This window comes from Methylomonas sp. HW2-6, assembly GCF_052474525.1.
On the sequence record NZ_CP184124.1, the window covers coordinates 4,064,125 to 4,088,848 of the forward strand.

Here is a 24,724-nt window from a genome sequence, read left to right on the forward strand (position 1 = left end):
TGTCATGCATTCTAAGCGCCGTAAAATCCTGTTTTATTGCCAGAGTCTGGTCGGTTTGGGGCATCTGACTAGCAGCCTGTTGGTCATCCGCGAGTTGTCGACTTATGCCGATGTCGATTTGATCCACGGCGGACAAGGCCTGCAACAAATGCCGCAATTGCCGGGATTTCGGCATTTACGTTTGCCTACGATTCTAATCGACAGTGCAACCGATGAACTTTATGCGCCTGATAGCGACAAGCCCATCGAAGTCGTCTGGGCCGAGCGCGCCGCGGCTATCGAGCAATTTGTAAACTGGCCTTACGATGCGGTGATGGTCGAGTTTTTCCCGTTCGGCCGGCGGCGCTTGAAAAGAGAGATTCTTGGCTTGTTTGCCAGCGTCAGACAGCGTTGCGGCGTGATACCGATTTTTTGCTTTGTTCGGGAGATACTGGTGCCGGCGCCATTGGACGCTGAAAAACACATGGTGAAATTGGTACAGGATCATATTCACACCATTTTCGTACGCGGCGATCAGGACATTGTGCGCTTTGAGGAAACCTTTAGCTTGACGGCCGAAATTGCTGATCGCTTGGTGTATGTAGGCTACGTTAGTCCGCCGCCTCCGGCAAGTTGGCCTGCTCGACAGAACAAGATCGTTGTCAGTCAGGGCGGCGGTGAAATCGGCAAGACTCTGTTGCGCGCCGCGATCCAAACCGCGCCTATGCTGCCGCATTACCATTTTCTGGTCGTCACCAGCTCTAGAGCCTCGGCAAGCGAAATTGCCGAGTTGGAGGCGTTGGTCAGTGGCCCTAATGTTCAGGTCGTCTCATTCTTGAACAACTTTCAGGAAACTTTACAAACGGCCGTGTTATCGATCAGCCTGGGTGGCGACAACACACTGATGGATGTGATCAGCACCCGCACACCGGCACTGGCATTTCCTTACGCGGGCAATAGCGAACAAGGCTTACGCATCGAGAAGCTGGCCAGCAAAGGCTTTGTGTTGCCGTTAACCGAAAACGATCTGGCGCCGGAACGGTTGAGTCAGAAAATCAGGGAAGCGCTAAACCAGACTTATCCGCAACAGGCGATTGCGATTGACGGCGCCGCCGAGCTTAGCCGGCGCGTGAGAACTATTCTGGCCGAATCAGCGTGACGCTTCAGCGGCCGAAGCAGTTTTGGCATCGAGCAGATTCGCGGTCGAGATATTGCTGCCCAGACGGCGTTTGATATCGGCGGCCTTCCAGTTGGGGTGGAGCTGCAGCAACAACGCGGCCATCCCGGCAACGTGGGGGGTCGAAAACGAACTGCCAGTCATGAAGTCGTAAGCCTGATGCGGAACTGTCGTCAATATATCCTGGCCGGGCGCGATCACTTGCGACGGTTGTTCGGTTTCGGTTTGACTGACGGCGATCACGCCTGGCACATTCGCCGGAAAACCACCGACCTGGCCCTTACCCGGCACTGCCGCTACGATAACGATGCCTTTTGCGAGGGCTTTTTCGATCAGCTGACGCAGTAGATAATCCTCGGGACCGCTCAAGCTCAAGTTGATGATATGGCTATCCATCCGCATCGCCTGATTCAAGGCCAGCGCCAGTGTAAAGGTATTGCAATGCGCCGCGAGCGCGTTGGGTTTTTCCGGCCAGCACGCCCGAAACGCCAAAATGTCCGCTTCCGGCGCGATACCGGCAATACCGATGCCATTGTCGGGATGAGCCGCCAGCACACCGGCCACCGCCGTGCCGTGCACATCGGCGAGATTATGATCGATCGGCTCCGGCGCGGTGTTCTCCGAATATTGGATCTGGCCTTTCAAATCGGGATGGTCGCTATCGACGCCGGTATCGATCACTGCAATGCGTATCCCCTGCCCTGTAGTCACCTGGTGCAAATCGGCAATCCCTAGCGAATTAAAACCGGTTTGCAAGTGCAAATAGGGGTCGCTATAGGACGGTGCGGCCCGCGACTGTTTACCCAACACCTGAAAGCTCTGCATCCGTTGCACTGAAGACACATCCTGATCCTGCTGCAATTCGGTGATCGCCTGCTGCACCGGCAAATTGTCGGGCACTTCGTAGACCACGCAACTGACGCCCAGGGTCGTCACCGGCCATTGCGCGACAAACTGCAAATGGTGACGGTCGGCCAAGGCATGGGCAACATCTTCGCTCCAGCTTGAATTGCCATACTGGCCGCGCAAGCGGTAACCGTCCAGGGCATTGGCGGGCAGCGTCCGCTCAATCGTTCGGTCGGCAAAAGTCACCAATAAGCGGCGTTCCTCGGGCGTGTTGCTGTCCCCAAGCCGGGACAAATCAGCGGTTGCTGCGCAACCGCCCAGCATCCAAAGTACAGCAAACAAAAGAGTCAAACGCGGGAGCTTCATCTGGATTACGGCTGATGTATGAGTTCCGCCAGTATTACATCCTGTCGGCCACGCAGCAATGCCAAAGCCTGTTCGGGGTTGTGCTCGCTAGAACGAAGCTTGACTGTGTAGGCACCGACGCTATTGGGCTCGCCGACACGAACCGCATTGACGCTGTCCAGCAGGCCGTCAATTTCTTGCAGCTGAAGTTGATTCGTGAAAACCACTCGCAACTGGCCAACCGACTCGGTTCCAGGCGTGGTCGCGGCCAGCGTGAAATACTCTCCGGTCGTAGCAGGTAGCCGGTATTGCAAAGCCACCGGGGCGATGACCAGTAACAAGGAAGCAGCTATGGCCAAGCCTTTGCCGGTGCTGCCGACGCTGGCCCAGAGTCGGCGCTGCGCATCGGGTAAGCCGCTGGCAACGTGTTCAGGCTTCCCCCATCGGCTAGCTAATTTTGGGAACAAGCGTGACGACATAGGCCGCGAATGGTCGGCTCGCTGCATCTTCATGCGCAAACCAGCCAACGAAGCATCGGCCGCCACTTCGAGATCGGCGCTGCCTTGCACCGCCGCCGATAATTTGCGCAGGTTTAACAGTTCGCGCCGGCAAATCAGGCAGGTTTTTAAATGATTTTCAACTTGTTGACGTTCGTTAATTGACAGGCTTTGGTTGACGTACCAAGGCAACAGCAACACAAGGTCTGCATGGCTATTGACGGAAGCTGAAATTGGCGAATTCATAGACTCAGTTCTCCTGCGCACCGGCTAAAATCTGCATTTTCCTGCGGGCATGAAACATACGGGTTTTTACGGTATTTTCCGGACAATCAAGCACTTTGGCGACTTCCTGATACGACAGGCCGTGGTAGAAGGTCAATTCAATGACGGCCCGCTGTTCCGGCGATAAGCTGGTCAGCGCGAAATTGAGCCAATCCTGATTTTCCCAATTATCGGCCGGATTGGCGATCGGATCGCCCGTCAGGTCAGCGACTTGATCGATATCGATGTCGCGTTCCCGTCGGGCAGTTTTGGCCAACGCTTTCAGCGTTTTCTTGTAGGCAATCCCAAACACCCAGGTCGAAATTTTGCTCTCGTTGTTAAAACCGTGCGGCCGCTCCCAGACCACCAGCAAGGTTTCCTGGATCAATTCCTCGACCCCCTCGGTCTGTCGCGTCATTCGCAACACAAAGCGAAACAGCCGGGGATAGTAAATTTTGTAGAAAGCTTCGAACGCGGCAGTATCACCCGCGCCTATACGCTGCAACAACAGGTATTCGTCGCCGCCTCTATCAAGCTGATCGGGCATCGGAGTTTGATTGGGGTTAAGAACCAGACGCAACATGGCTGAAAGCGGTTTCCTCAAGTTTTAGCTCGGTATACGTCTATTCCGCTAGTCAACGCAAAGGTTCAAGGTCAAAAAAAATTTCAAAACCCTAGTGTTAGCGAAAATAGAAATTTATTTTCCAGCAAACGCGGATAAAACTCGTGGTGGTGGTAATCGACTTCCTTCTGGTGGTCGAGATTGACGTCGACATAGCGCATATCCAGCGCCAGATTTGGCGTCAAATACCACGAGACGCCGGCGTTCCAATAGAAGTAGTCCGCCTCCAGCAAGGCGTCGGCCTGAAAATAACCCAATCCCAGCGAAAGTTGTAGATTGTCCAAAATATCCCGCCGGTATTTGATCTCGTAATTCATGACGGTGGCGTCGCGCTGGTAGGCATTCGGGGCGACCGACACGCTCCCGGTAAACCAGTCTTGGTAGTGCAGCAAAGCGTAAAGTTCGGCGTAATCGGCGTATTTGCCGAAAATCTTGCCATCAAAAATATAACCGGCTGCCATCATTTCGGCTCGCCAATTGGCGTTTAGCGGCAGACTCCAACCGATGTAGGGTTTGATCTCGACGTCTGCATAATTTTTATAGCGCCGGTCGTCGAAACTGACTTGAGAAATACCCAGGCCGGCAAACCAGCCGCTGGTATCCTGATAATCGATGCGTCCCTGGGCTAACGGATTGCTCCGGTTTTTGGAATAGCCCCGGTAAAGATAATCGCTCAAAAACACCAATTCGCCATGCCATTCCGCTCGGGCGACAGAGCCATGAAGAACTCCGACAATTGCAATCGCCAGAATCACCAACCCAGGTAAAAACCAGCCCTCGCGGCAGTGTTTGTGTCGATCCATAGCGAGTAGATTGCGAGTGAAAACGGCAGTATCTGCGAACAACAATTGTCAGCGTAATGCCCATGAGTGCATTCAAAGCATTATTGACTACTTCCATTGAACCCACAACTGACTTAAGGAATAAATGCAACTGGCCTTTATATCGCAACATCTTCCTACTTGAACCTGCACAAGCCGTCGTCCAGAATGGAGAAATCTCAGTCCGTTGGCTCTTCAGTAAAACCATGGCAGCAAGCGCCAACGACGGTTCCGATAGTCGCGGTAACAGTCGCCGAATTGTTGTTCCAGCATGCGTTCCTCAATCTCTATCCGGTGCGCCAGAGCCCAGCCCGAACACAGCATAAGACTGAGCAGCGCCAGGCCATCGCCCATTGCCAATCCGGCGGCGGCCAACGCCATTAACAAGCCGGTATAGGCCGGATGCCGCAACAAACGATAGGGTCCGTCCTCGATCAAGCGATGCCCGTTCAAAATCGCCACATGGGTCGTAAAAAACCGGCCCAAACCGATCACCGCCGTATAACGCAGATACAAGCCACCGGCAAAAATTGCCAGAGCCAATATCTGCCGCGGCAGATAGGCCAGCGGAATCGGCAGCAACGCCAATTGTTTGCACAGCAGCGCCAATACCAGCCCGAGCGTGATGAACAACCATAGCCGGCCTTGCGAATGGCGCTCGTCGCAGGCGATTTCGCCATCCGCCGCCCGCTGCCGTCGAGCCAGACCGATCTCGGCGCCGACCCAAACCAGGCAAACCAAAAACCAAAAAATCCTCACCCATGTCATCGCTTGCCCTCCTCCGGCTAACGGCATAATCCTTTGCCTCGCGTCTCATTACCTCGTGTAACATACCCCAATTTGGCGAGCGCCATGCAGCCCATTATCGAACTGAATCAGGTCTACAAGGATTACCCGCAAGCCGGCGGCCGGCAAACGGTATTGCACGGCATCGATTTGCGCATTGCCACCGGCGAATTCGTCGCGATTGTCGGCCCGTCCGGCAACGGTAAATCCACCCTATTGAACCTGATCGCCGGCATCGACCACCCCAGCCGCGGCGAAATCGTCGTCGCCGGCCACGCCCTGCAAAACCTCGGCAACGAACGACTGGCACGCTGGCGCGGCGAGCATGTCGGCATCGTGTTTCAGTTCTTCCAACTGCTGCCGGCGCTGAGCCTGCTGCAAAACGTGATTCTGCCGATGGACTTCCTCGGCCGATTGAGCAAAACGCAACGCCGCGAGCGGGCGCTGCAATTACTGGACAGCGTGGGCTTGAGCGGCGCAGCCGACCGCCTCCCGAGTCAGGTATCCGGCGGCCAACAGCAACGGGCCGCCATCGCCCGCGCCCTGGCCAACGACCCGCCGTTGATCGTCGCCGACGAACCGACCGGCAATCTGGACAGCGCCAGCGCCGATGCCGTGTTCGATTTGTTCAGCCATCTGCGCGACCGCGGCAAAACCCTGCTGATGGTCACCCACAACGAGGCGCTGGCCGATGCCGCCAGCCGCAAACTGGAAATCCGCGACGGCCGGCTGCACGCTGATAGCCACTGGGAGCCGCGTTGAGCGCGCTGGCTTATAAATTCCGCGCCGATTTGTGGCGTCACAAAGGCCGCAGCCTATTGGCGGTCGCCAGCATCGCCATCGGCTTGTTCGGCGTCGGCACCATATTCGGCATGATCGATTTGTTGCTGGTAAAAATGGATGCCGCCCACCGCTTATCGCAGCCTTCGCACCTGAATCTGATATTGCGTAGCGATGCCGATCCCGGCGTGTTACAGCAAATCGCGGCACTACCGGATGTTGCCGGGATCGAAGCGCTGAACCAATTAAATTTGCGGTTCCGGCCAACGCCGGAAAGCGCCTGGCAAAACGGCAGCCTGATCGTCCGCGGCGATTACACCCGCCAGCTTTACGACAAGTCCGCTTTGGTCGCCGGCAACTGGCCCGTATCGGGCAAGCTCGCTATCGAAAACCTGTCGGCACAAAACAGCGGCCTCGGCCTTGGCGGCAACGTACAATTACAAACCGAACGTGGGGTGCTCAGCTTCCCGCTGGACGGCATCGTCCGCCATCCCTTCGTCAAACCGCCCAAATTCGGCGGCCAGGCCGTATTCTTCGGCTCGGTCGCGGATGCAAAACTATTCGGACTCGCCCCTCACGGTTTTCGCCAACTACTGATACGGGTTCGGCAACCTTACAGCGAGGACAAGGCCCGTGCCGCCGCCGTCCAGATCCGCTCCCTGCTCGCCGAACACGGCGTCGCCGCCAACGCTACGTTACTGCAAGACCCGGACCGGCATTGGGGCCGGCCATTTCTGGCCGGTATCAACGGTGTGTTGGAAATCATGGCCTTGGCCGCGTTGGCACTGTCCGCCAGCCTGATCGTCAACACCGTCTCGGCCCATATCGCCCAACAAACCAGCCAGATCGGCGTGATGAAGGCGATCGGCGGCAGCCATCTCGCCGTCGCCGGTTTGTACCTGAGCGAAACCCTGTTGCTGGCGTTTGTGTCCATCCTGGTCGCCGCGCCGCCGGCGGCACTGGCCGCTGATCTGGGCTCGTGCCGGCTGCTGGCCATTTTCAATATCGACTGCGGCGGATTCGAACTCCCCTATCGCGCGCTGGCGTATCTGGTGGCCGGCGGCTTGCTGGTGCCGCTGCTGGCCGCAGCCGGGCCGGTATGGCGCGGAGCGACAATGACCGTACGCGATGCGATTGCCAGCTACGGCCTGGGCGCGGATTTCGGCAACGCCCGAATCGACCGCTGGCTACAAGGTTTGGCGGGCCGCTGGTTGCCTACCGTTTACGCCGCCGCGCTCGGCAATCTGTTCCGCCGCAAAACCCGACTGTTGTTGACCCAAATCGTCTTGGTCGTGGCCGGCGCGGCATTTTTGAGCCTGACCAGTCTGATCGCCTCGGTCAACCTGACCTTGGACAACGAAATGGCCCGCAGTCGCTATTCCTTGAAACTGGGCTTCGTCAACGACCAACCCAAGCCAATGCTGCAAGATGCGATCAAAGCCGCCGATCCGGACTGCACGATCGAAACTTGGCGCCGCCTGCCGCTGGAACTCGGCTACGACGGCGGCATTTTCCGCCAAAAAGGCAGTATGGGCCTGCAATTGCTCGCACTACCGGCCGCTAGCGAAAACTACCGGCCCCGGATCGAGAGCGGCCGCTGGCTGCAAGCCGACGACGCCGGCCGGGCCGTACTGGTGCTGAATGCCGAAACGGCGGCCTTGAACGGCATCCAACCGGGCGACACCGTCGAAGCGATGATCGGCAGACATCGCCAAACTTGGCAAGTCGTGGGTTTGTATCGCTGGCTGGCCGGCAGCCAATATGCCGTGGAACCGGTCTACGCGCCGCTGGAGACCGTCGAAAAATCGGTTGGCGGCGATTCCGCATCGTTGGCGCTGGTGTCGGCACCGGTGGGGACACGGGAGGAGGAATCCGGCCGCTTGCGCCGGCTCAGCGAAATGTTGCAACAGCGCGGCGTCGTACTGGATATTTACAACACTCACGGCCGGCAGGAACAACGCGAATTCACCCGCCACCAATTTCAACCGGTAATCGGTGCCTTATCCGGCTTGGCGGCGATGCTGGCCGCGGTCGGCGGTATCGGGCTTTCCGGCGCGTTGGCCATCGGCGTGTTGCAACGCAGCCGGGAAATCGGCGTGCTGAGAGCGATCGGCGCGCCGTCGCCGACCCTGTTCCGGCTGTTCATGCTGGAAGGTCTGTTCCACGGCATTCTGGCTTGGCTGATCAGCTTGCCGCTCGGCTACTGGGCTGGCGAACCACTTGCCAAACAACTTGGCGAAACCATGCTCGGGGTCAGCCTGGACTATCAATTCGCTGCGCCGGCGGCTTGGTCATGGCTGGGCTTGATCCTGCTATTGGCTGCGGTGGCCTCGTATTTCCCGGCTCGGAAAGCAGCCACAATGGCAATCCACGACTGTTTGTCGCATTGAACGCCGCCTTGGCGCCGAATCAGCTCGCATTTAACCGCATATTAGAATAAATTAAATCACTTGACCGAAGTCACTAAGCCGAATCGATTTACACCGGCCAGCGCAAGCGAAAAATCAAGCTAAACCGTAATCTGCTAACCTTTAACCGATAGCTGGTGCAGAAAACGGCAGAGCGGACCGTACTGGTTCCGGCACCCTGCCCGATCCGTAGGATTGAATAGAACCCGTTTTAAAAACATCACCTCGTTACCACCCACTTCCGAACTATGTTTTCCATATTTACCCGCAAACGCGAAATCGAAGAGTTGCAGCAGCACCTGACCAAAGCCAATCAACGTGTCGAGCGACAGGATAACGAGCTCGAACAACTGCGTCGGCGTTTACAAGCGGCCGACAATGCCAACGCCGAACTGGAACAGCAGTTGCGCAGCCAGGCCGGTACGGTGCGGCATCTGCAAAACTTCGGCCAATCTTTAATCACCATGCAGGGCAGTTTGCTGACGCTGGCAAACCGCCTGCGCGACGAGAAAGACAATGCCGTCGAAGCGCAAGGAATCTCCCTGAACAGCAGCAACGCCATCGAGCGCATTTCCAAAAACCTGGCCAATCTGGCCGACGCCTCCAGCACTGCCGCAAAGCAAGCCGGGTCGCTGGATCAGAGCTCGCGGGAAATCATCGGCGTCGTCAAGTTGATCCACGATATCGCCGATCAAACCAATTTACTGGCGTTAAACGCGTCGATCGAATCGGCCCGTGCCGGCGAACAGGGGCGCGGTTTTGCCGTCGTCGCCGACGAGGTGCGGACCCTGGCGCAAAGAACCGCCGAGGCCACCAATAAAATCGCCAAACTCGCCGAATCGATCCGGATTGCCAGCGGCGGCACTCGCGACCAGATGAACTCGCTGGCGGAACAGTCGCTCAGCTTCAGCGAAGACGGCCAGCGCGCCACCGGCACGATGCGCGAACTGCTCGATTTTTCGGTAACGATGGAACAAGTGGTGGCCGCGTCGTCGTTACGCAGTTTTTGCGAGCTGGCAAAACTGGACCATCTGATTTACAAGTTCGAGCTGTACAAAGTGCTGTTCCATTTATCGCAAAAATCGGTGCACGATTTTGCGCAACACACCGAATGCCGCTTGGGCAAATGGTATTACCAGGGCGAGGGCAAGGCCTGTTTTTCGCAATTGCCCGGTTACCACGACATCGAGCAACCGCATATTTCGGTGCACGCCAGTGCCATCAACGCGCTAAAAGCGCATGCTGCCGGCGATAACGAAACCATGCTGCGCGAGGTCGGGAATATGGAGGACGCCAGCCTGCAAGTGCTGGCAAATTTGGAAAAGATGGCACATAGCGCGGAGCTAAACAGCAATTTGCTGTGTCAGGCCAAACACGCCTGATCGTGCCGGTCCGCCCAGATCCGGAGCTTGAGCCAGCGGTTAAACCACTGGCTCGGGAGCGAAAAAAATATTCGATAAATCGATAAAAATTTCGATGCGGTCGCCGCGCCGACGTTCCTGCCGTCTTTGCTCGCTTGCTACCTGAGCGTTGGCGCTGCGTCGGCGATCGTTCAAATAGTCCCGGAAGTTATAGGGTCTTACCTGGATTTCACTACCGTTGAAGGGCTTACCGTTCAGTCGTTCGATGACCTTGAAGCCGAACTGTTCCGAGTTGATCATGGTCAAGCCATGGTATTCCAGCGCGTTGGTCCGTTTGTCCCGAATCACCATGACTTCGGCTTTCAACACCTCGCCGCTGTCCGCTTCACCGCCAACGGCCGAGGCTATCAGGCTGTACAATTCGTTGGGCCGGGAGTTAACCGGAATATCCTTGAAAAATAAGATCATAAAATTGCTCGAAACATTAACGGCAGACTCTAATGCTCTCCGGCTCGGCGTCGAACCCGGCCGAACCGGCAATCATTTTAGTCCGTAGCCGGGCTAACGCAACACGCCCATATCCGCCAAGATTTTGTCCCGCACCAATTGCCCGGACAACGTCACCATCGGCATGCCGCCGCCCGGATTGACGCTGCCGCCGACGAAATACAAATTCGGCAACTGGCTGCTGCGTTGCGGCGCTTTGAAGCCCAGATTTTTGTTGCGGTCGGCCACGACGCCGTAGATCGAGCCCAGGTTCGAGTAATAGCGGGCCTCAATATCCAGCGGCGTCCAGTATTCTTCGGTGACGATGTGCCGGCGCAGATCGGTCAGCCCCATCCGTTCCAGCTTCAGCAATACCCGTTCGCGTAGAGCCAAGTAATCCTCGGCGCTTAACGGCTTGGCCGGGTCCAAATGCGGAATATGCGGCAGAATCTTGATGATTTCGCAACCGGCCGGGGCCTGCGCCGGGTCGGTTTTGCAGGGTGCGACCAGGTAGATGGTGGGGTCGTCGGATAATCGGTGACTGTGAAACACCGCGTCGAAATGCGCCCGCGAATCGGCGGAATAAAAGAAATTGTGGTGGGCCAGTTGCGGATAAATCCGGTCAACGCCCAGGTGCAATACCAGTCCGGAGCAACTCGGTTCGAAGCGCTGCATTGGTTTCAGCTCGGCCGGGGTGCTGTTTAGCAACTTCTGCATCGCCGGGATCACTTCCATGTTCGAAACCACGATGTCGGCCGGCAACCGTTCGCCATCGGCCAGACGCACGCCGGTCGCCCGGCCGTTTTGGCGTTCGATTTCGGTGACTTCGACATTAACGCGTATCGTCACGCCCAGTTCCAACGCCAGTCGTTCCATGGCCTGGGCCAGACCGTACATACCGCCTTTGACGTACCACAAGCCGTAGCCGTACTGGATATAAGGCATCAGATTCATCAGGGCCGGCGCGTCGTAGGGCGAGGAACCGACGTACTTGATGAAATAATTCAGAATGTCGACCAGTTTCGGATCCGAGACGAAACGGCGGACGCCTTGGTTCATGGTGCGGAAGACGTCGAATTTCAAGCTGCGTAGGGGGCCGTAGAATTTCAGCAGCTCCCAAAATCCGTCCAGGCCTTTGGCAAAATACCCGGCTTCGGTTTCTTGGGTGAGTTCTTGCGAATACGCCATGAAACGCTGAAATTCTTGGTAGACCTGCGGACCGAGCTTGTCCAGTTCCCGGCGCTGGTGGTCCGGGTCTTCGCACAAGTCGACAACGGTGCCGTCTTCGAAGAAATTGCGCCAGTGCGGTTCGACTTTTTCGATAGCCACATAATCGGCCATGCGCTTGCCGGCCCGCTCGAACAAGGCTTCGAACACGTGCGGCATGGTCAGGATCGATGGCCCCAAATCGAAGGTAAATCCGGCCTGGGTCATGATATTGAGTTTGCCGCCGACCTTGTCGTTCTTTTCCAGCAACTCGACCTGAAAGCCTTCGCTGGCTAACGAGATTGCCGCAGACAAACCGCCGAGGCCGGCGCCGATCACCACGACTTTTTGATTCCCAAGGTTTTGCTTCATCACTATTTCCTATGCCAAGACAGCAGTAATTTCAGGTTGTGCCAGCGCTGGACCAGATCGAACGCCGAATACTCGCGAAACGCCTGCAAGGCCGGCCAATTGCGTTTTATGCGTTGCCGCAGCGAACCGCCGCCGTGGACGAAATCGAGGTAGCCTTGCAACGCCCGGTAATGTTGCGCCGAATACGGAAACCAGTTGGGTTCCTTCGGCAAATGGCTGCGGCTGGTCAACCCGGACACCGGGTAGCTGAACGCCAGCAGGCCTTCCGCACCGTGGTAACGGCCGAAACCGCTGCGTTTGACGCCGCCGAACGGCAAGCCGGCATGGCCGATATTCTTGATCACGTCGTTGACGGCCCAGTTGCCGACTTGCAGTTGCTGAGCCACCCGTTCGGCTTTAGCGATATCGCGGCTCCAGACCGAGGCATTCAAACCAAACTCGCTGTCGTTGGCCAGCGCTACCGCATCGGCTTCGCTGTCGAATGCCATCACCGGCAGCAAGGGACCGAAACTCTCTTCCCGCATCACGCGCATGCCGTGGTGCACATTCCACAACACCAGCGGCCGGACGAAGTTGCCGTCGCAAACCAACGGTCCGGACGCCTGGGCGCCTTGTGCCAGTGCGTCGTCGTAGTGCGCCTTGATCAGTTCGATTTGCCGGCCGGAAACCATCGCCCCCAACTCGGCATCGGCACCGGTACCGACCCGCAGTTGCTTGCTGGCGTCGAGCAAGCGCTGCAGAAATTGGTCGTGGCACTGGCGTTGCAGGTACAGGCGTTCCACCGAGACGCAAACCTGACCGCTGTTGCTGAACGCGCCGTAAACCGCGGCAGCGGCGGCCCGCTCCAAATCGGCGTCAGCGAACACCAACATCGCGTCCTTGCCGCCCAATTCCAGCAAGACCGGAATCGGATGCTGCGCCGCCTGGCGCATCACCGCCTGCCCACCCGCCAAACTGCCGGTGAAAAATACCAGATCCGGGCCGACATCGATCAATTGGGCCCCGACCGCACCGTCGCCAGGCAACCATTGCACCAAATCCGGCGGCAAATCCAGGCGTTGGAACAAATCGACAATCAGTTGGCCGACCGGCAGGCTGAGTTCCGAAGGTTTCAAAATCACGGCATTGCCGGCGAACAAGGCAGTCAACAGCGGCGCCACCGACAATTGAAACGGGTAATTCCACGGCGAAATCACCGCGGCGACGCCGACAGGGCGGTAACAGACCTTGGCAGTGGCGCCGGGAAAAGCGAATGGCGAGGTCGTCACGCCGCGTTCGGCCAAAATATCCGGCGCGTGTTTACGGTAATACGCCAACAAATCCAGCAGCGGATAGATCTCGCCGAGCAAGGCTTCGCAAGCCACCTTGCCGGAGGTCAGCCGCAGGCAATCGACGATGGCGTCGAGTTCGGCCAGGAGCAGTTCGCCGAATTTCGCCAGAATCCGGCAGCGTTGCTTGACCGGCGTTTCGCTCCAAATACTGGCCGCGGCACGGGCGCGCTGCAGGGTCCGGCGGATGTCGTCCTCGGTGGCGACCGGGTATTCGCCGAGCAAGCGGCCATCCAAGGGCGAAAAAGCCTGTAACGTCGCCACGGCTAGCAAAACCGGTCAGTAAACAAACCTGGCACCCTGCTGTTACGACTTCAGCCAGCGGCTGTGCTGGATCTCGGCAAACGCGGCACCGTGCTTGCGGGAAATCATGTTCGCGGAGATGCGCGCCGATTCGTAAATGGTCGGCAAACCGCTGCCGGGATGGGTGCCACCACCGACCAGATAACAATTGTCCAGTTCTTCGAAACGGTTATGCGGCCGCCAGTACAGCATCTGGCTGAATTTATGCGCCAGACTGAAGGTAGCGCCTTTATAGACGTATTCGTCCCGCTCCCAGCCGCCCGGCGTGATGATTTTTTCGCATTCGATATGGTCGCGAATGTCGGCCAGACCCAAGCGCGCGCCCAGGCTATCCAGTACTTGTTCGCGCACCGTCTGGCAATGGGCTTCCCAATCCAGCCCGCTGTCGTTGTTCGGCATCGGCGCCAACACGTACAGCGCCGATTTTCCGGCCGGGGCGAGACTCGGATCGTTGACGGAGGCGTTTTGCACGTAGAACGACAAATCCGCACTCAAGGTCTTATTGGCGAAAATATTGTCGATGTTGGTGCGGTAGTCCTTGGCGAAGACGATGGTGTGATGCGGCAAGTCGTAACGTTTATCCAGCCCCAGGTAAAGCATGAAAGTGGAGCAGGAGTAATCGAGCTTTTGCAATTTCTCCGGCGCGTATTTCTTCAGGCTGCCGGCCGGCGCCAGCCGGCTCATGGCGTGGGCGAAATCGGCATTCACCACCGTTTCGTCGCCGCGCACCTGGCTGCCGTCGTCGAGGATCACGCCCTTAACGGCGCCGTCTTCGACCCATAACGACTTGACGCCGGTCGAGGTATGAATTTCGCCGCCGTTTTCGGTGACGACTTGCGCCATCGCCGCGGCGATGCGGTTCAAGCCGCCGGCCACGTGGTAGATACCGTATTCGTGTTCCAGATAAGGCAACATGGTGAACAGTGCCGGACATTCCCACGGCGACATGCCCAAATATTTGGACTGGAAACAAAAAGCCAGCCGCATTTTTTCCTGCGTGAAATAACGGCCCAGATTGGCGAACACGCTTTTCGGGAACGCCAGCCACGGCAACGCCTTGATCAAATCCGCCGATAAAAACGAACTCAGGTTCGAATAGTCGCGGGTGATGCAAGGGTAAAGCGCGTTGAAGCGTTTGCGCTCGAGTTGCAAGAACGCTTCGTAACCGGCCGTACCTTCGTCGAACACCCGGTTCAACTCGGCCCGCATGTTTTCCCGGTCGGAATACACTTCGATCTGGCGGTCGTCATATACCAGCCGGTACATCGGCGACAGCGGCAGAAACTCCAGGTAATCCTCACTCCGCCGTCCGCACAATTCGAACATTTCATCCAACACGCCTTTCATCAACAAAAAGGTAGGGCCGGTATCGAAGGTAAAACCATCCAGCCGAATCGGCCGATTGCGGCCGCCCACTTCCGGATGCTTGTCGTAAATCGAGACTTTGAAACCGCGCTGGCTCAGGATCATGCCTGCGCACAAGCCTCCCGGACCGGCGCCGACGATGATGATGTGTTTGGATTGGCTCATGTTCAGACTGGGGATTGCTATCGATTTCCTTGAAATATGCCGGTAATGTATCAGCAAAAATCGAAAAAGCGATTTTTGATCGGCCTGGCGCAATCAAAACAAGCTTGCGGTTCGCTCCGGGAACACGGGAATAGCGGGGATTTTCCGGGGGCGGCGGACACGAATCAACCTGTCGCGCCTGGCAGATCCGTTGCCGATGTTACGGGCATAAAAAAGCCCACCTAAGTGGGCTTCGTCCGGTTCTATTTTTTATGTGTTGGACGCCTGCCGGGTAATCCGACAGTTTAATGGCTCGCGCTTGTTATTGTTTTTCTACCAGCAAGCTGGTCGCTTTCCTCCCTCCCCCATATGGCAGGCTCCGGCTCTTGCGAAGCGGGTGACCTACTCAAGGTGGGCGCATTGTAGGGGATAAAAAAACCGTTGTCCAGAAAAACTGCGACGTTTTGTCGCACGCGGCGCCAGCCCTTGTCTGGCGTGGCCTCCCGCCGCTCGGAACCGACGAATTTACCGACGCCAACGCAAAAAAAAGCCCCGAAACAACGGGGCCGAAGTTAAAGAGGGGGAACTGTGCTTCCAACTGGGCCAGGTATTCGCTCCGGAACCCTATCGCCCAGCCAATGCTCATAGTTCGGGGTTAGTTATAGAAGCAGCCGGGACCAAAAACCTTGACCGCAATCACAGATGCCATAATGTTTGGCCGCACAAACCGAAAAATTAACGACAGAAAGCGGTAAGCGTCACAAAAACAGCCAAGCTTTCCGTGCATGGCCGGCATTTAGCGGACAAACCTCGACCAAACCGCCATGGGCCGGCTTTCGACTAAGCACCCGATTTCCATGATCTCAGAGTTCATTCACTATTTGGGCACCCGCGCGGCCAGCCCAGGCGCCCGCCGACTAGGTTATGCCGGCGAGACCGCGGCGCTGGAAACCCGCCACCGCCGCTGCCGCAAAGCTTGGCAAGCGCATTTGGCCGCCACCCGTGCCGCCTTGCTGAGCGCCGCCGAACGCGCCGGGCCGAATCGTGCCTGCGCACTGATCGTCGGCGGCGGTAGCGTCCACGACCTGCCCGTGGCCGAGTTGCTCGACCAATTCGATCGCCTCGTGTTATTGGACATTTGCTTCGGCCCCGGCGCTCGGCGACTCAGCAGACGCTGGCCGCAACGCGTGCATTGCTGTCCTCACGACGTTACCGGTATCGTCGACTGGTTGGCCAAACACCGCCGCTTGCCACCCGCCGAATTGTTATCGCACCCGGCGTTACCACAACTCGACACACCGCCGGATTGGGTGGCGTCGGTGAATTGCCTGACGCAATTGCCGGTATTACCGATCGCTTACTTGGCCTCGCGAGTAACCGACGAAAATCTGCTCGAGGCCTTCGGCCGCGAACTGGTGCAAACCCATCTACGCTGGTTGCAGGCATGGCAAGTGCCGATCTGCCTGATCACCGAAGTCGAAGACCGCCACTTCGACCGCCATGACACCCTGACCGGCCGGATGGACTACCGTAGCCTGCTGCACGGGTTTCAAACCGACGCCGCATGTATCGGCCAATGGCCCTGGCAGATTCATCCGCCGGGAGAGCTGGCCGGCGGCCGGCACGAGATCCGAATCGTCGAGGCCTGGTGTACTTGACCCGTAATCCGCCAGACCTGCATACCGCCCTGCAACGCCCGCAAGCAAAACGGACAGAGACAATCGCTATAAAGCTGCCGAATCTTGTTGCGCGCGTCGGACGACAATTCGACACTGACGCACTCGCAACGACGAATGTTGTTGGCGTTACAGCCGAAATGGCGCCGGCAGCGCGGGCACTGTTTGGGTTTGCCCTCGCTATCGGTAGTTATGCTGCTCGCCATAAGCCCTCTTTGCATGTCCGCCGGGCGCAAGCGGATTTGCCCGTCGCGGAAGCGCCCCAGTCGCTCACTCCCACGCCAACGCCCCGCCGCTCTGGTATTCGGTGACCCGGGTTTCGAAGAAGTTTTTTTCCTTGCGCAGGTTGGCCTGCTCGTCCAGCCACGGTAGCACATTAGCGGCACCGGGAAACGGCTCCTCCAAGCCGACTTGCCGGGCGCGGCGGTTGGCGACGTAGCGGAATTGCTCGACGTGCAAGCCGGCGTTGTAGCCCAGAATCGGCTGGCGCAGGATGTAACCGGCATAGGCCGCTTCGGCGGCTTCGGCTTCGTCCCACATTTGCCGCAGCGCTTGCGGGTCCAATGCCAGGTTTTCTTCCTCCAGCAACTGCCGTACTACGCGGATGCCGAAGGCGCAATGCAGCACTTCGTCGCGCATGATGAACTGGAGCTGCTCGGCGGCGCCCTTCATCAAACCGCGCCGCTGCAAGGCAAACACCGGGCTGAAGCCATTGTAAAACCAGCAACCCTCGAACACGGCGGCGAAAAACAGATAGGCCATGGCAAACTCGTGCAGCGCCTCACGGTCGGTCAACGGCCGCCCGGATTGCAGCACGCCGTGCAGGCGGCGGTTGGCCAGCGCGATTTTGGCGTGGATTTCCGGTACCACCCGGTAGCGGTTGTAGATTTCGCGCTGGTCCAGCCCCAGGGTTTCGATGCAGTGCTGGTAGGTCCAGGTGTGCAGCGCTTCCTCGTAGACTTGCCGGGCCTGGTAGATTTGCAGTTCCGGCGCGCTCATCTTTTCCATCACCGCCAGGCCGATGTTGCGCATCGCCAGAATGTCGGAGGTGGTCAGATAGGCCAGCACGTTCTCGAACACGTGGCGCTCGGCCGGCGTCAGCGCGTGCTGGTAATCGTGCAGGTCTTGCGCCATCGAGATTTCCAGCGGCGTCCAGTGGTTGCGGTTGGCGTTCAGGAAAAACGACCAAGCCCACGGGTATTTGAACGGCGCCAACTGGTTGACGTCGGCCTGGCCGTTGACCACCCGCTTCTGCCCGGCCTCGATCGGCGGCAAGGCCGAATCGGTCCGCTGCACGGCGCTGGCGACGCCTGCGTCGGCAGCCGGCGCGACCGGCAAATCCCAATCGTCGAATGCTAACCCGGCCTTCATTGGCAGGCCTCGCAATCCGGATCGGCAATCGAACAGACTTTCATATCGTTCCCACGCTCGGCGTGGGAATGCAGCTCGAACCGCTCCGCGGTTCCGGACGCCGGAGCGTCCTCCATCGGGTTCCCGCGCGAAGCCTGGGAACCATAATCGCTGGCACCGCCGGTTTTCTCCATCGCCGTCGCCCCCAAGCTGCGCAGATAATACGTGGTCTTCAAGCCGCGTTGCCAAGCCAGCCGATACAGGCGGTCCAGCTTGCTGCCGGTGGGCGCGGCGACGTACAGGTTCAGCGACTGCGACTGGTCTATCCACTTCTGGCGGCGGGCGGCGGCCTCGACCAGCCATTCCGGGTCGATTTCGAACGCCGTGGCGTAACGCGCCTTGACCTCCGCCGGCACCCGCTCGATCGCGGCCAGCGAGCCGTCGAAATATTTCAAATCGGCCACCATCACTTCGTCCCACAAGCCCAACGCCTTCAACTCGCGCACCAGCGCGGCATTGACCACGGTAAATTCGCCGGACAGATTGGATTTGACGTACAGGTTTTGATACACCGGTTCGATGGACGCCGACACGCCGACGATGTTGGCGATGGTCGCGGTCGGCGCAATCGCCACGCAATTGGAATTGCGCATGCCGACCTGGCCGATGCGCTGGCGCAGCGCTTGCCAATCCAGCTGCCCGCCGGCGGGCACACCCAAATCGCCGCGGGTTTCGCTCAAGCGTTCCAGCGTATCCGGCGGCAGTAAACCTTGCTGCCACAAGCTACCGGCAAAGCTGCTGTAGCGGCCGCGCTGCTCGGCCAAATCCGCCGAAGCCCGGTAGGCGTGGTAGCACAACATTTCTGCGGAACGGTCGGCGAATTCCAGCGCTTCCGCGCTGGCGTAGCCGACGCCCAAGCGCTGCAGGCAGTCGGCAAAACCCATCATCCCCAGGCCGACCGGGCGGTGGCGCAGGTTGGCGTTGCGGGCCTTGGGCGTGGCGTAGTAGTTGATGTCGATGACGTTGTCCAGCATGCGCATCGCGCTGGCTACGGTGCGTTGCAGCTTGTCGGCGTCCAGTTGCCAGACGCCGCCGCGCTCGACCAAATGCGCCGGCAGATTCACCGAACCCAGGTTGCAGACGGCGGTTTCGTCGGCGGACGTATTCAGCGTGATTTCGGTGCACAGGTTGGAACTGTGTATCACGCCGGCGTGTTGCTGCGGCGAACGCAGGTTGCAGGCATCCTTAAAGGTAAGCCACGGGTGGCCGGTCTCGAACAGCATGGTCAGCATCTTGCGCCACAACTGCACCGCGCCAGTGCGTTTGTACAATCGGATTTCGCCGCGCTCGGCCTTGGCTTCGTAGGCTTGATAGGCCTCGGCGAAGGCGGCGCCGTACAAATCGTGCAAGTCCGGAGCGTCCACCGGCGAAAACAAGGTCCAGTCGCCGTTGTCCCGCACCCGCTGCATGAACAAATCCGACACCCAGGCGGCGGTGTTCATGTCGTGGCAGCGGCGGCGCTCGTCGCCGGTGTTTTTGCGCAATTCCAGAAATTCCTCGAAATCCAGATGCCAGTTTTCCAGATAGGCGCAGACCGCGCCCTTGCGCTTGCCGCCCTGGTTGACCGCCACCGCCGTGTCGTTGACCACCTTTAAAAACGGAATCACGCCTTGGCTGTGGCCGTTGGTGCCCTTGATGCGGCTGCCCAGCGCCCGCACCGGCGTCCAGTCGTTGCCCAGGCCGCCGGCGTATTTTTGCAGCAGCGCGTTTTCCTTGATGCCTTGGTAAATGCCGTCCAAGTCGTCGGAGACCGTAGTCAGGTAGCACGACGACAATTGCGGATGACGGGTGCCGCTGTTGAACAAGGTCGGCGTCGAGCACATGAAATCGAAGCTGGACAGCAAGCGGTAAAACTCGATGGCGCGGGCCTCGCGGTCGATCTCGTTCAAGGCCAGCCCCATCGCCACCCGCATGAAAAAGCATTGCGGCAGCTCGATGCGGCGACCGTCGATGTGCAGGAAATAGCGGTCGTACAGGGTTTGCAGACCCAGGTAATCGAATTGCAGATCGCGCTCGGCCAGCAAGGCCGCGCCCAATACCGCCAAATCGAATTCGGCCAGACGCGGGTCCAGCAACTCGGCGGCCACGCCGGCGGCGACGAATTCGGCAAAGCAGCCGGCGTAATGTTCGTGCATGTCCGCTTGGGTCCAGGCCGTACCGGTCGCTTCCAGGCGCAGATTGCTGAGCAGCAAGCGCGCGGCGACTTTGGCGTAGTCCGGGTCGGTTTCGATCAAAGTGCGCGCCGCCAGCACCAGCGCCTGGCGCACCGCCGGCAGCGGCATGCCGTCGTATAAATTGGGCAGGGTTTGTGCCCACACCCGTTCGGCATCGGCGCCGGCCAAACCGGCACACGCCTCGCGGCATAAGGCGGTGAACTCGGCGTGATCCAATGGCCGGCGTTGGCCGGCGTCGTCCACCTGCAGGGCTGGCGTGTCATCTGCTTGGAGTTGTTGCGCGGCACGTTGCTCGGCGTGCTTTTCCCGGTACAGCACGTAGGCGCGGGCCACGTCGTGGGCGCCGGAGCGCATCAAGGCCAGTTCCACCTGATCCTGAATGTCCTCGATATGCACACTGCCGCCACCAGGCAAACGCCGGGTCAACGTTTCGACCACGCTGGCGGTAAGTTGCGCCACCTGCTCGCGGATGCGCGCCGAGTTGACGCCATGCTGGCCCTCCACCGCCAGAAAGGCCTTGGTAATGGCAATGGCGATTTTTTCCGGCTGAAACGCCACCACCGCGCGGTTGCGGCGGATTACTTCCAGGCCGGCGTGCGGCGGTAACGGCGGGGGTAACGAGGCGGCTTCGCCGGCATGGGCATAATGGGCGGACGCGCGGACGGCGGCGGTTTGCATGCGATTCTCCTTGCTCTTGGGCGGGAAGCGCGAAGCCGCAACGGAAAGGCGCGCGGCGCGAACCCGAAATCGCCCGACCCGCAACGCTTGCCATCGTCCTCGGAGACACCCCGCTCCCGGTTGATTGAAGTTTCGAGGGCAGGTCTCCTGGCTCTCGGGTCGCCGCCTCGGTTCAGCCTTCCCGGACTCGCGTCCAGTGGCATCGTTGAACAAAGACTCGCCGATTACAGTTGCGGGGGCAGCTCCGGCTTTCCGGCGATTATGCAAAAAACGCAAAAGCGCCGACCGGATTCCCTTTTAATCCCCTTCGGGGGGAACCGTCTCGGGGCGGGAGTTTAGGTAGGGCAAAGTGATCTGTCAAGCCAATAAATACTATATCTTGCGTAAATTTTTTTAATTTAACCCCGTATATAGTGAATAACAATCGACGCGGGCAAGTCTATCGCCAGGAATTCGTCGATTCGGGCGGGCATGGCTTGTGTCGTTACAGCAATCGCATAATAATACACACACATCGTACACACAGGAGGCAGCGGCATGACCACCTTGACCACCCGCATCTTCAAAAACGGCAATAGCCAAGCGGTGAGGATTCCGCAGGAATTTCGTCTGGACGTTAGTCAAGTGGAAATCAGCCGCTGCCCTAACGGCGATTTGCTGATTCACCCGGTGCCGGCCGACCGCGGCGGCGCCTTGTTGGCGGTTCTGCAAGATTTCGATGACGACTTTGCCGAACGTTTGCTCGAACACGCCCGCGAACAAGCGCCGATGCAGGAGCGCGAGTCTTTATGATCTACATGCTGGATACCAACATGCTGATCTATCTGATCAAAAATAAACCGCCGACGGTGGCCGAACGCATCAATACCCTGCCCGCCGGCAGTACGCTGTGCATGTCGTTCGTCACTTATGCCGAGTTGTTGAAAGGCGCCGAGCGCAGCCAGCGCAAGGAAAAGGTGCTGACGCAGTTGGGCCAATTGCTGCGGATCGTCCCGGTCGAATACGCCGTTGACGGTGCGTTATGCCGGCACTACGCAAGCCAATTTACTCGGCTGAAATCGGCCGGAACGTCGATAGGCGCCAACAATTTGTGGATTGCCTGCCATGCGCTGGCGATTGGCGCTCGCTTGGTCACGCATAACGTGCGGGAATTCGAGCGGTTTGAGGGTTTGGCGGTCGAGGATTGGGCAAGTGAGCGGTAACTTTTCGGCGCAATTGTTCTGTAAATGCCGCTTCGCACTAAACGCAGGATGCGCTGAGCGCTAGCGAAGCGCATCCTGCGCGAACGATGCGGCACGCATCGCTTACTGCATGCCGCGGGACTTGATTGACGTCATGCGGGCGCAGGGATATATTCCTTGTATATAGCATTTCGGAGTCACCGATGGCGACCAGTACCGTATTTACCAACAACCGCAGTCAGGCCGTGCGCCTACCCGCCGACATGCGCTTTCCCGACAGCGTCAAAAAAGTTGAGGTTCGTGCCGTCGGGCAAGAGCGGATCATTGCCCCGGCGGACGCAGCTTGGGACAGTTTTTTTCTCGACGGTCCGAGCGTCAGCGACGACTTTCTAGACGAACGGCCTAGCCAGCAGCAAGACGAGCGCGAGAGCTTTTAAGCGGATGCTGAAATATCTGCTCGACACCAACATCGTCATCTATGTGATTAAGCGGCGACCGATCGAGGTATTGGCGACTTTCAACCGTCATAACGGCCGCATGGCGATTTCCGCCGTGACCTTGGCCGAATTGATCCACGGCGCCGAAAAAAGCCAATTCCCCGCCCGAAATCTCGCCGCGGTAGAAGATTTTTGCAGCCGTTTACAGGTATTGCCTTACAACTACAGGGCCGCGCTGCATTACGGCGGCATACTCGCCGCGTTGGAGAAAATCGACCAGCCGATTGGCGTCAACGACCTACACATCGCTGCCCACGCCCGCAGCCACGGTTTGATACTGGTCAGCAACAACTTGCGGGAGTTCGAACGCGTGCCGGGGTTGTTGATGGAGAACTGGTTGGGGTGAGAGGGGAAGATGTCGCTGGCGCGACGGCTTGATTTTAATGTCGGTTCGCGGACCGGCGGGCGGGTTATTTTTGTTACGAAAACCATCCCTGGTTTTCGCCCTGTGGGCCAGTCTATCCGCTGTTCAAATTCGCTCCCGGTGAATTTATGTTTGCCCGATGAAAAAATCAAAAACGCCATAAAGCTCGCATCTTGAATAGCTTGCGCCGAGCTAGCGGCGAGGCACAACGGTCGCGACAGATGCGCATCCTTACGTCGGCAGCATCCTATAAGTTGCCGAATTTAGCGCACGTTATCGCGTTAAGGATTGCGCCTTACGGTCTTACACCGAATTGCGTTACGTAACTTCGCGGAAAATTTAATGTGTAACTATAAAAAACAACCCCACAAAAAGGAGTTCTCGATGGCAAATGAAGAGTTATCTTCAGTTAAGGTTCACTGTGATAAGCGCCTAGCAAAAAGTTAACGTGTATTGCGAGCCAAACCCGTGACCAATTTCGTCAATGGCTTGCTCAAGTTCATCCGGCGTAAATGTCTTGAATGGCAGCCATTCATATTTCATTTTATGCCACAGCAATTCAATCCGGTTCAGCTCGGGACTGTAGGGTGGCAGGAAATAAAATCGCATCCCTTTTTCTTCCAACAAATCCCAATAAGGTTTCAGTTTCTTGGCAGTATGAATGGATGCATTATCCAAAATCACTACCAAGGGTTTGCTGACGCGGTCGATCAACGCCATCAGAAAGCCAAAGAACCATAGACCATTTACGCTTTGCCACAGTTTAGCCAGTATTAATCGGCCGGATGACAGCATGGCACCGATCACATTCAAGCGTAGTGCACGCTTAGCAGTAATGGCATGGACTTCTCCGCTTTTTGTCCAAGCTGAACGATTCGGTGGTTGTGGCGCAAACCCCGCTTCGTCCACATAGGCCAATTCAATTTCACCAGCTTGAGCTTGCTTAATCAGTTCAGCGATGTCTTGTCGGGCCTGCTCGAAGCGCTCGGGATCGCGCTTTTTTTTAAACTGTAACGAGTGCGTTTCCACACATAGCCCATGCGTTTTAACTCGTTCCGCAAGGTGCCAGCACTAATCGTTACTCCGCACTCCGTCGTTAGACGACTAACCAATACCCGGCAGTTCAAAGGTTCCGCATCGATCCATTCCTTGAGTTGGCTTCGATGCGCGTCAGTCAACTTGCTCGGCGCACCACTACGCGGTTGATCCGGTAAGCTGTTTAGTCCGTTTCTCCACCACTTTCGTCGCCGCTCGCGGACTGCTTCCGGCTTCACCCCCTGATGCTCTGCAATAGCAACGACTGTTTGACCCTCGGATAACATCAAAATGGTTTCCGCACGCTCCCGTTCTCGCCAATCACTCCCTTTCTTGATGATTAGCTGTAGTTGCTCTCGTTCGCTTTCTCTCAATTCTATGGGCCTTACCCGCATTCCGTCGCCACCACCGTATCTAAAACCCTGCTATTTTACTGCATGCCTATTTGTTGTTAAGCGCTTATTGCAACAAAACTAAATTTCGCCTGTCACCAAAATGCATTTGCCTTACTTCGGGATTTAAGGATTGAAAATGGCGATGCGCAAATTAAATACGAAAACCTAGTCGTAACCTTAACTGCGAACCCCTCATTTCTTAAATCAAAATCCTGGCGATTGGA

At 57.8% G+C, this 24,724-nt stretch carries 23 protein-coding genes and 1 riboswitch; of the genes, 9 read left to right on the forward strand and 14 right to left on the reverse strand.

The window, feature by feature from the left end; genetic code table 11:
• Window positions 1–4: 4 nt before the first annotated feature.
• Window positions 5–1,138: a glycosyltransferase family protein gene (locus ACH518_RS19440; protein ID WP_445371293.1), complete on the forward strand. Its 1,134-nt coding sequence runs from the start codon at window positions 5–7 to the stop codon at window positions 1,136–1,138.
• On the opposite strand, the gene ACH518_RS19445 is transcribed toward ACH518_RS19440, so the two are convergent.
• From ACH518_RS19445 to ACH518_RS19465, 5 genes are all read right to left on the reverse strand, one after another.
• Entirely contained in the window at window positions 1,130–2,368 is a 1,239-nt protein-coding gene (locus ACH518_RS19445; RefSeq protein WP_445371294.1) for a S8 family peptidase, read from the reverse strand. The genes ACH518_RS19440 and ACH518_RS19445 overlap by 9 nt on opposite strands.
• Window positions 2,369–2,373: 5 nt before the next feature.
• Window positions 2,374–3,090, reverse strand: coding sequence for an anti-sigma factor family protein (locus ACH518_RS19450; protein ID WP_445371295.1), 717 nt, complete (start codon window positions 3,088–3,090; stop codon window positions 2,374–2,376).
• A 4-nt stretch (window positions 3,091–3,094) separates the two neighbouring features.
• Complete coding sequence (locus tag ACH518_RS19455) at window positions 3,095–3,655, reverse strand: RNA polymerase sigma factor (RefSeq protein WP_445371296.1); 561 nt, start codon at window positions 3,653–3,655, stop codon at window positions 3,095–3,097.
• A gap of 119 nt (window positions 3,656–3,774) precedes the next feature.
• Window positions 3,775–4,533, reverse strand: coding sequence for a TorF family putative porin (locus ACH518_RS19460; RefSeq protein WP_445371297.1), 759 nt, complete (start codon window positions 4,531–4,533; stop codon window positions 3,775–3,777).
• Between the two features lie 213 nt (window positions 4,534–4,746).
• A complete protein-coding gene (locus ACH518_RS19465; RefSeq protein ID WP_445371298.1) occupies window positions 4,747–5,319 on the reverse strand; it encodes a methyltransferase family protein in 573 nt (190 codons plus the stop codon).
• An 84-nt stretch (window positions 5,320–5,403) separates the two neighbouring features.
• Between ACH518_RS19465 and ACH518_RS19470 the strand changes: the two genes are divergently transcribed.
• The 3 genes from ACH518_RS19470 (at window position 5,404) to ACH518_RS19480 (ending at window position 9,907) form a co-directional block, all read left to right on the forward strand.
• Window positions 5,404–6,099 carry an ABC transporter ATP-binding protein gene (locus tag ACH518_RS19470; protein WP_445371299.1) on the forward strand — a complete coding sequence of 232 codons (696 nt, stop codon included), beginning with the start codon at window positions 5,404–5,406 and terminating at the stop codon, window positions 6,097–6,099.
• Window positions 6,096–8,507 (forward strand): FtsX-like permease family protein, encoded by a 2,412-nt coding sequence (locus tag ACH518_RS19475; protein ID WP_445371300.1) that lies wholly within the window; start codon window positions 6,096–6,098, stop codon window positions 8,505–8,507. Before ACH518_RS19470 ends, ACH518_RS19475 begins: the two co-directional genes overlap by 4 nt.
• Before the next feature lie 266 nt (window positions 8,508–8,773).
• Window positions 8,774–9,907 carry a methyl-accepting chemotaxis protein gene (locus ACH518_RS19480; RefSeq protein ID WP_445371301.1) on the forward strand — a complete coding sequence of 378 codons (1,134 nt, stop codon included), beginning with the start codon at window positions 8,774–8,776 and terminating at the stop codon, window positions 9,905–9,907.
• A gap of 39 nt (window positions 9,908–9,946) precedes the next feature.
• Here ACH518_RS19480 and ACH518_RS19485 read toward each other — a convergent pair whose 3' ends face one another.
• The 4 genes from ACH518_RS19485 to ACH518_RS19500 form a co-directional block, all read right to left on the reverse strand.
• Window positions 9,947–10,354 carry a hypothetical protein gene (locus ACH518_RS19485; protein WP_445371302.1) on the reverse strand — a complete coding sequence of 136 codons (408 nt, stop codon included), beginning with the start codon at window positions 10,352–10,354 and terminating at the stop codon, window positions 9,947–9,949.
• 93 nt (window positions 10,355–10,447) lie between these two features.
• Window positions 10,448–11,950, reverse strand: coding sequence for a phytoene desaturase family protein (locus ACH518_RS19490; RefSeq protein WP_445371303.1), 1,503 nt, complete (start codon window positions 11,948–11,950; stop codon window positions 10,448–10,450).
• 2 nt (window positions 11,951–11,952) lie between these two features.
• Entirely contained in the window at window positions 11,953–13,542 is a 1,590-nt protein-coding gene (locus tag ACH518_RS19495) for an aldehyde dehydrogenase family protein (RefSeq protein ID WP_445371304.1), read from the reverse strand.
• Window positions 13,543–13,584: 42 nt separating this feature from the next.
• Window positions 13,585–15,111, reverse strand: a complete 1,527-nt coding sequence (locus ACH518_RS19500) for a phytoene desaturase family protein (RefSeq protein ID WP_140910964.1) — start codon at window positions 15,109–15,111, stop codon at window positions 13,585–13,587.
• A gap of 836 nt (window positions 15,112–15,947) precedes the next feature.
• Between ACH518_RS19500 and ACH518_RS19505 the strand changes: the two genes are divergently transcribed.
• Window positions 15,948–16,748 carry a hypothetical protein gene (locus ACH518_RS19505; RefSeq protein WP_445371305.1) on the forward strand — a complete coding sequence of 267 codons (801 nt, stop codon included), beginning with the start codon at window positions 15,948–15,950 and terminating at the stop codon, window positions 16,746–16,748.
• Here the strand turns inward: ACH518_RS19505 and ACH518_RS19510 are convergent.
• From ACH518_RS19510 to ACH518_RS19520, 3 genes are read right to left on the reverse strand one after another with little or no spacing between them, the layout of a single operon-like run.
• Entirely contained in the window at window positions 16,682–17,143 is a 462-nt protein-coding gene (locus ACH518_RS19510) for a cysteine-rich CWC family protein (RefSeq protein ID WP_445371306.1), read from the reverse strand. The genes ACH518_RS19505 and ACH518_RS19510 overlap by 67 nt on opposite strands.
• On the reverse strand, window positions 17,037–18,137 hold the full coding sequence (locus ACH518_RS19515) for a ribonucleotide-diphosphate reductase subunit beta (RefSeq protein ID WP_186289474.1): 1,101 nt from the start codon (window positions 18,135–18,137) through the stop codon (window positions 17,037–17,039). The genes ACH518_RS19510 and ACH518_RS19515 overlap by 107 nt, the downstream gene beginning before the upstream one ends.
• Entirely contained in the window at window positions 18,134–21,028 is a 2,895-nt protein-coding gene (locus ACH518_RS19520) for a ribonucleoside-diphosphate reductase subunit alpha (protein ID WP_445371307.1), read from the reverse strand. The genes ACH518_RS19515 and ACH518_RS19520 overlap by 4 nt, the downstream gene beginning before the upstream one ends.
• A gap of 120 nt (window positions 21,029–21,148) precedes the next feature.
• A riboswitch (cobalamin riboswitch) is annotated at window positions 21,149–21,365 on the reverse strand.
• Window positions 21,366–21,565: 200 nt separating this feature from the next.
• On the opposite strand from ACH518_RS19520, the gene ACH518_RS19525 reads away from it, so the two are divergent.
• From ACH518_RS19525 to vapC, 4 genes are all read left to right on the forward strand, one after another.
• On the forward strand, window positions 21,566–21,820 hold the full coding sequence (locus tag ACH518_RS19525) for an antitoxin (protein WP_445371308.1): 255 nt from the start codon (window positions 21,566–21,568) through the stop codon (window positions 21,818–21,820).
• On the forward strand, window positions 21,817–22,230 hold the full coding sequence (locus tag ACH518_RS19530) for a type II toxin-antitoxin system VapC family toxin (RefSeq protein ID WP_445371309.1): 414 nt from the start codon (window positions 21,817–21,819) through the stop codon (window positions 22,228–22,230). Before ACH518_RS19525 ends, ACH518_RS19530 begins: the two co-directional genes overlap by 4 nt.
• Before the next feature lie 182 nt (window positions 22,231–22,412).
• A complete protein-coding gene (vapB, locus tag ACH518_RS19535; RefSeq protein ID WP_445371310.1) occupies window positions 22,413–22,646 on the forward strand; it encodes a type II toxin-antitoxin system VapB family antitoxin in 234 nt (77 codons plus the stop codon).
• A gap of 4 nt (window positions 22,647–22,650) precedes the next feature.
• Window positions 22,651–23,052, forward strand: a complete 402-nt coding sequence (vapC, locus tag ACH518_RS19540) for a type II toxin-antitoxin system tRNA(fMet)-specific endonuclease VapC (protein WP_445371311.1) — start codon at window positions 22,651–22,653, stop codon at window positions 23,050–23,052.
• 450 nt (window positions 23,053–23,502) lie between these two features.
• Here the strand turns inward: vapC and ACH518_RS19545 are convergent, their stop codons facing one another.
• Window positions 23,503–24,099 carry an IS630 family transposase gene (locus tag ACH518_RS19545; protein WP_445370166.1) on the reverse strand — a complete coding sequence of 199 codons (597 nt, stop codon included), beginning with the start codon at window positions 24,097–24,099 and terminating at the stop codon, window positions 23,503–23,505.
• Window positions 24,018–24,500: a helix-turn-helix domain-containing protein gene (locus tag ACH518_RS19550; RefSeq protein WP_445370167.1), complete on the reverse strand. Its 483-nt coding sequence runs from the start codon at window positions 24,498–24,500 to the stop codon at window positions 24,018–24,020. The genes ACH518_RS19545 and ACH518_RS19550 overlap by 82 nt, the downstream gene beginning before the upstream one ends.
• Between the last annotated feature and the right edge of the window lie 224 nt (window positions 24,501–24,724).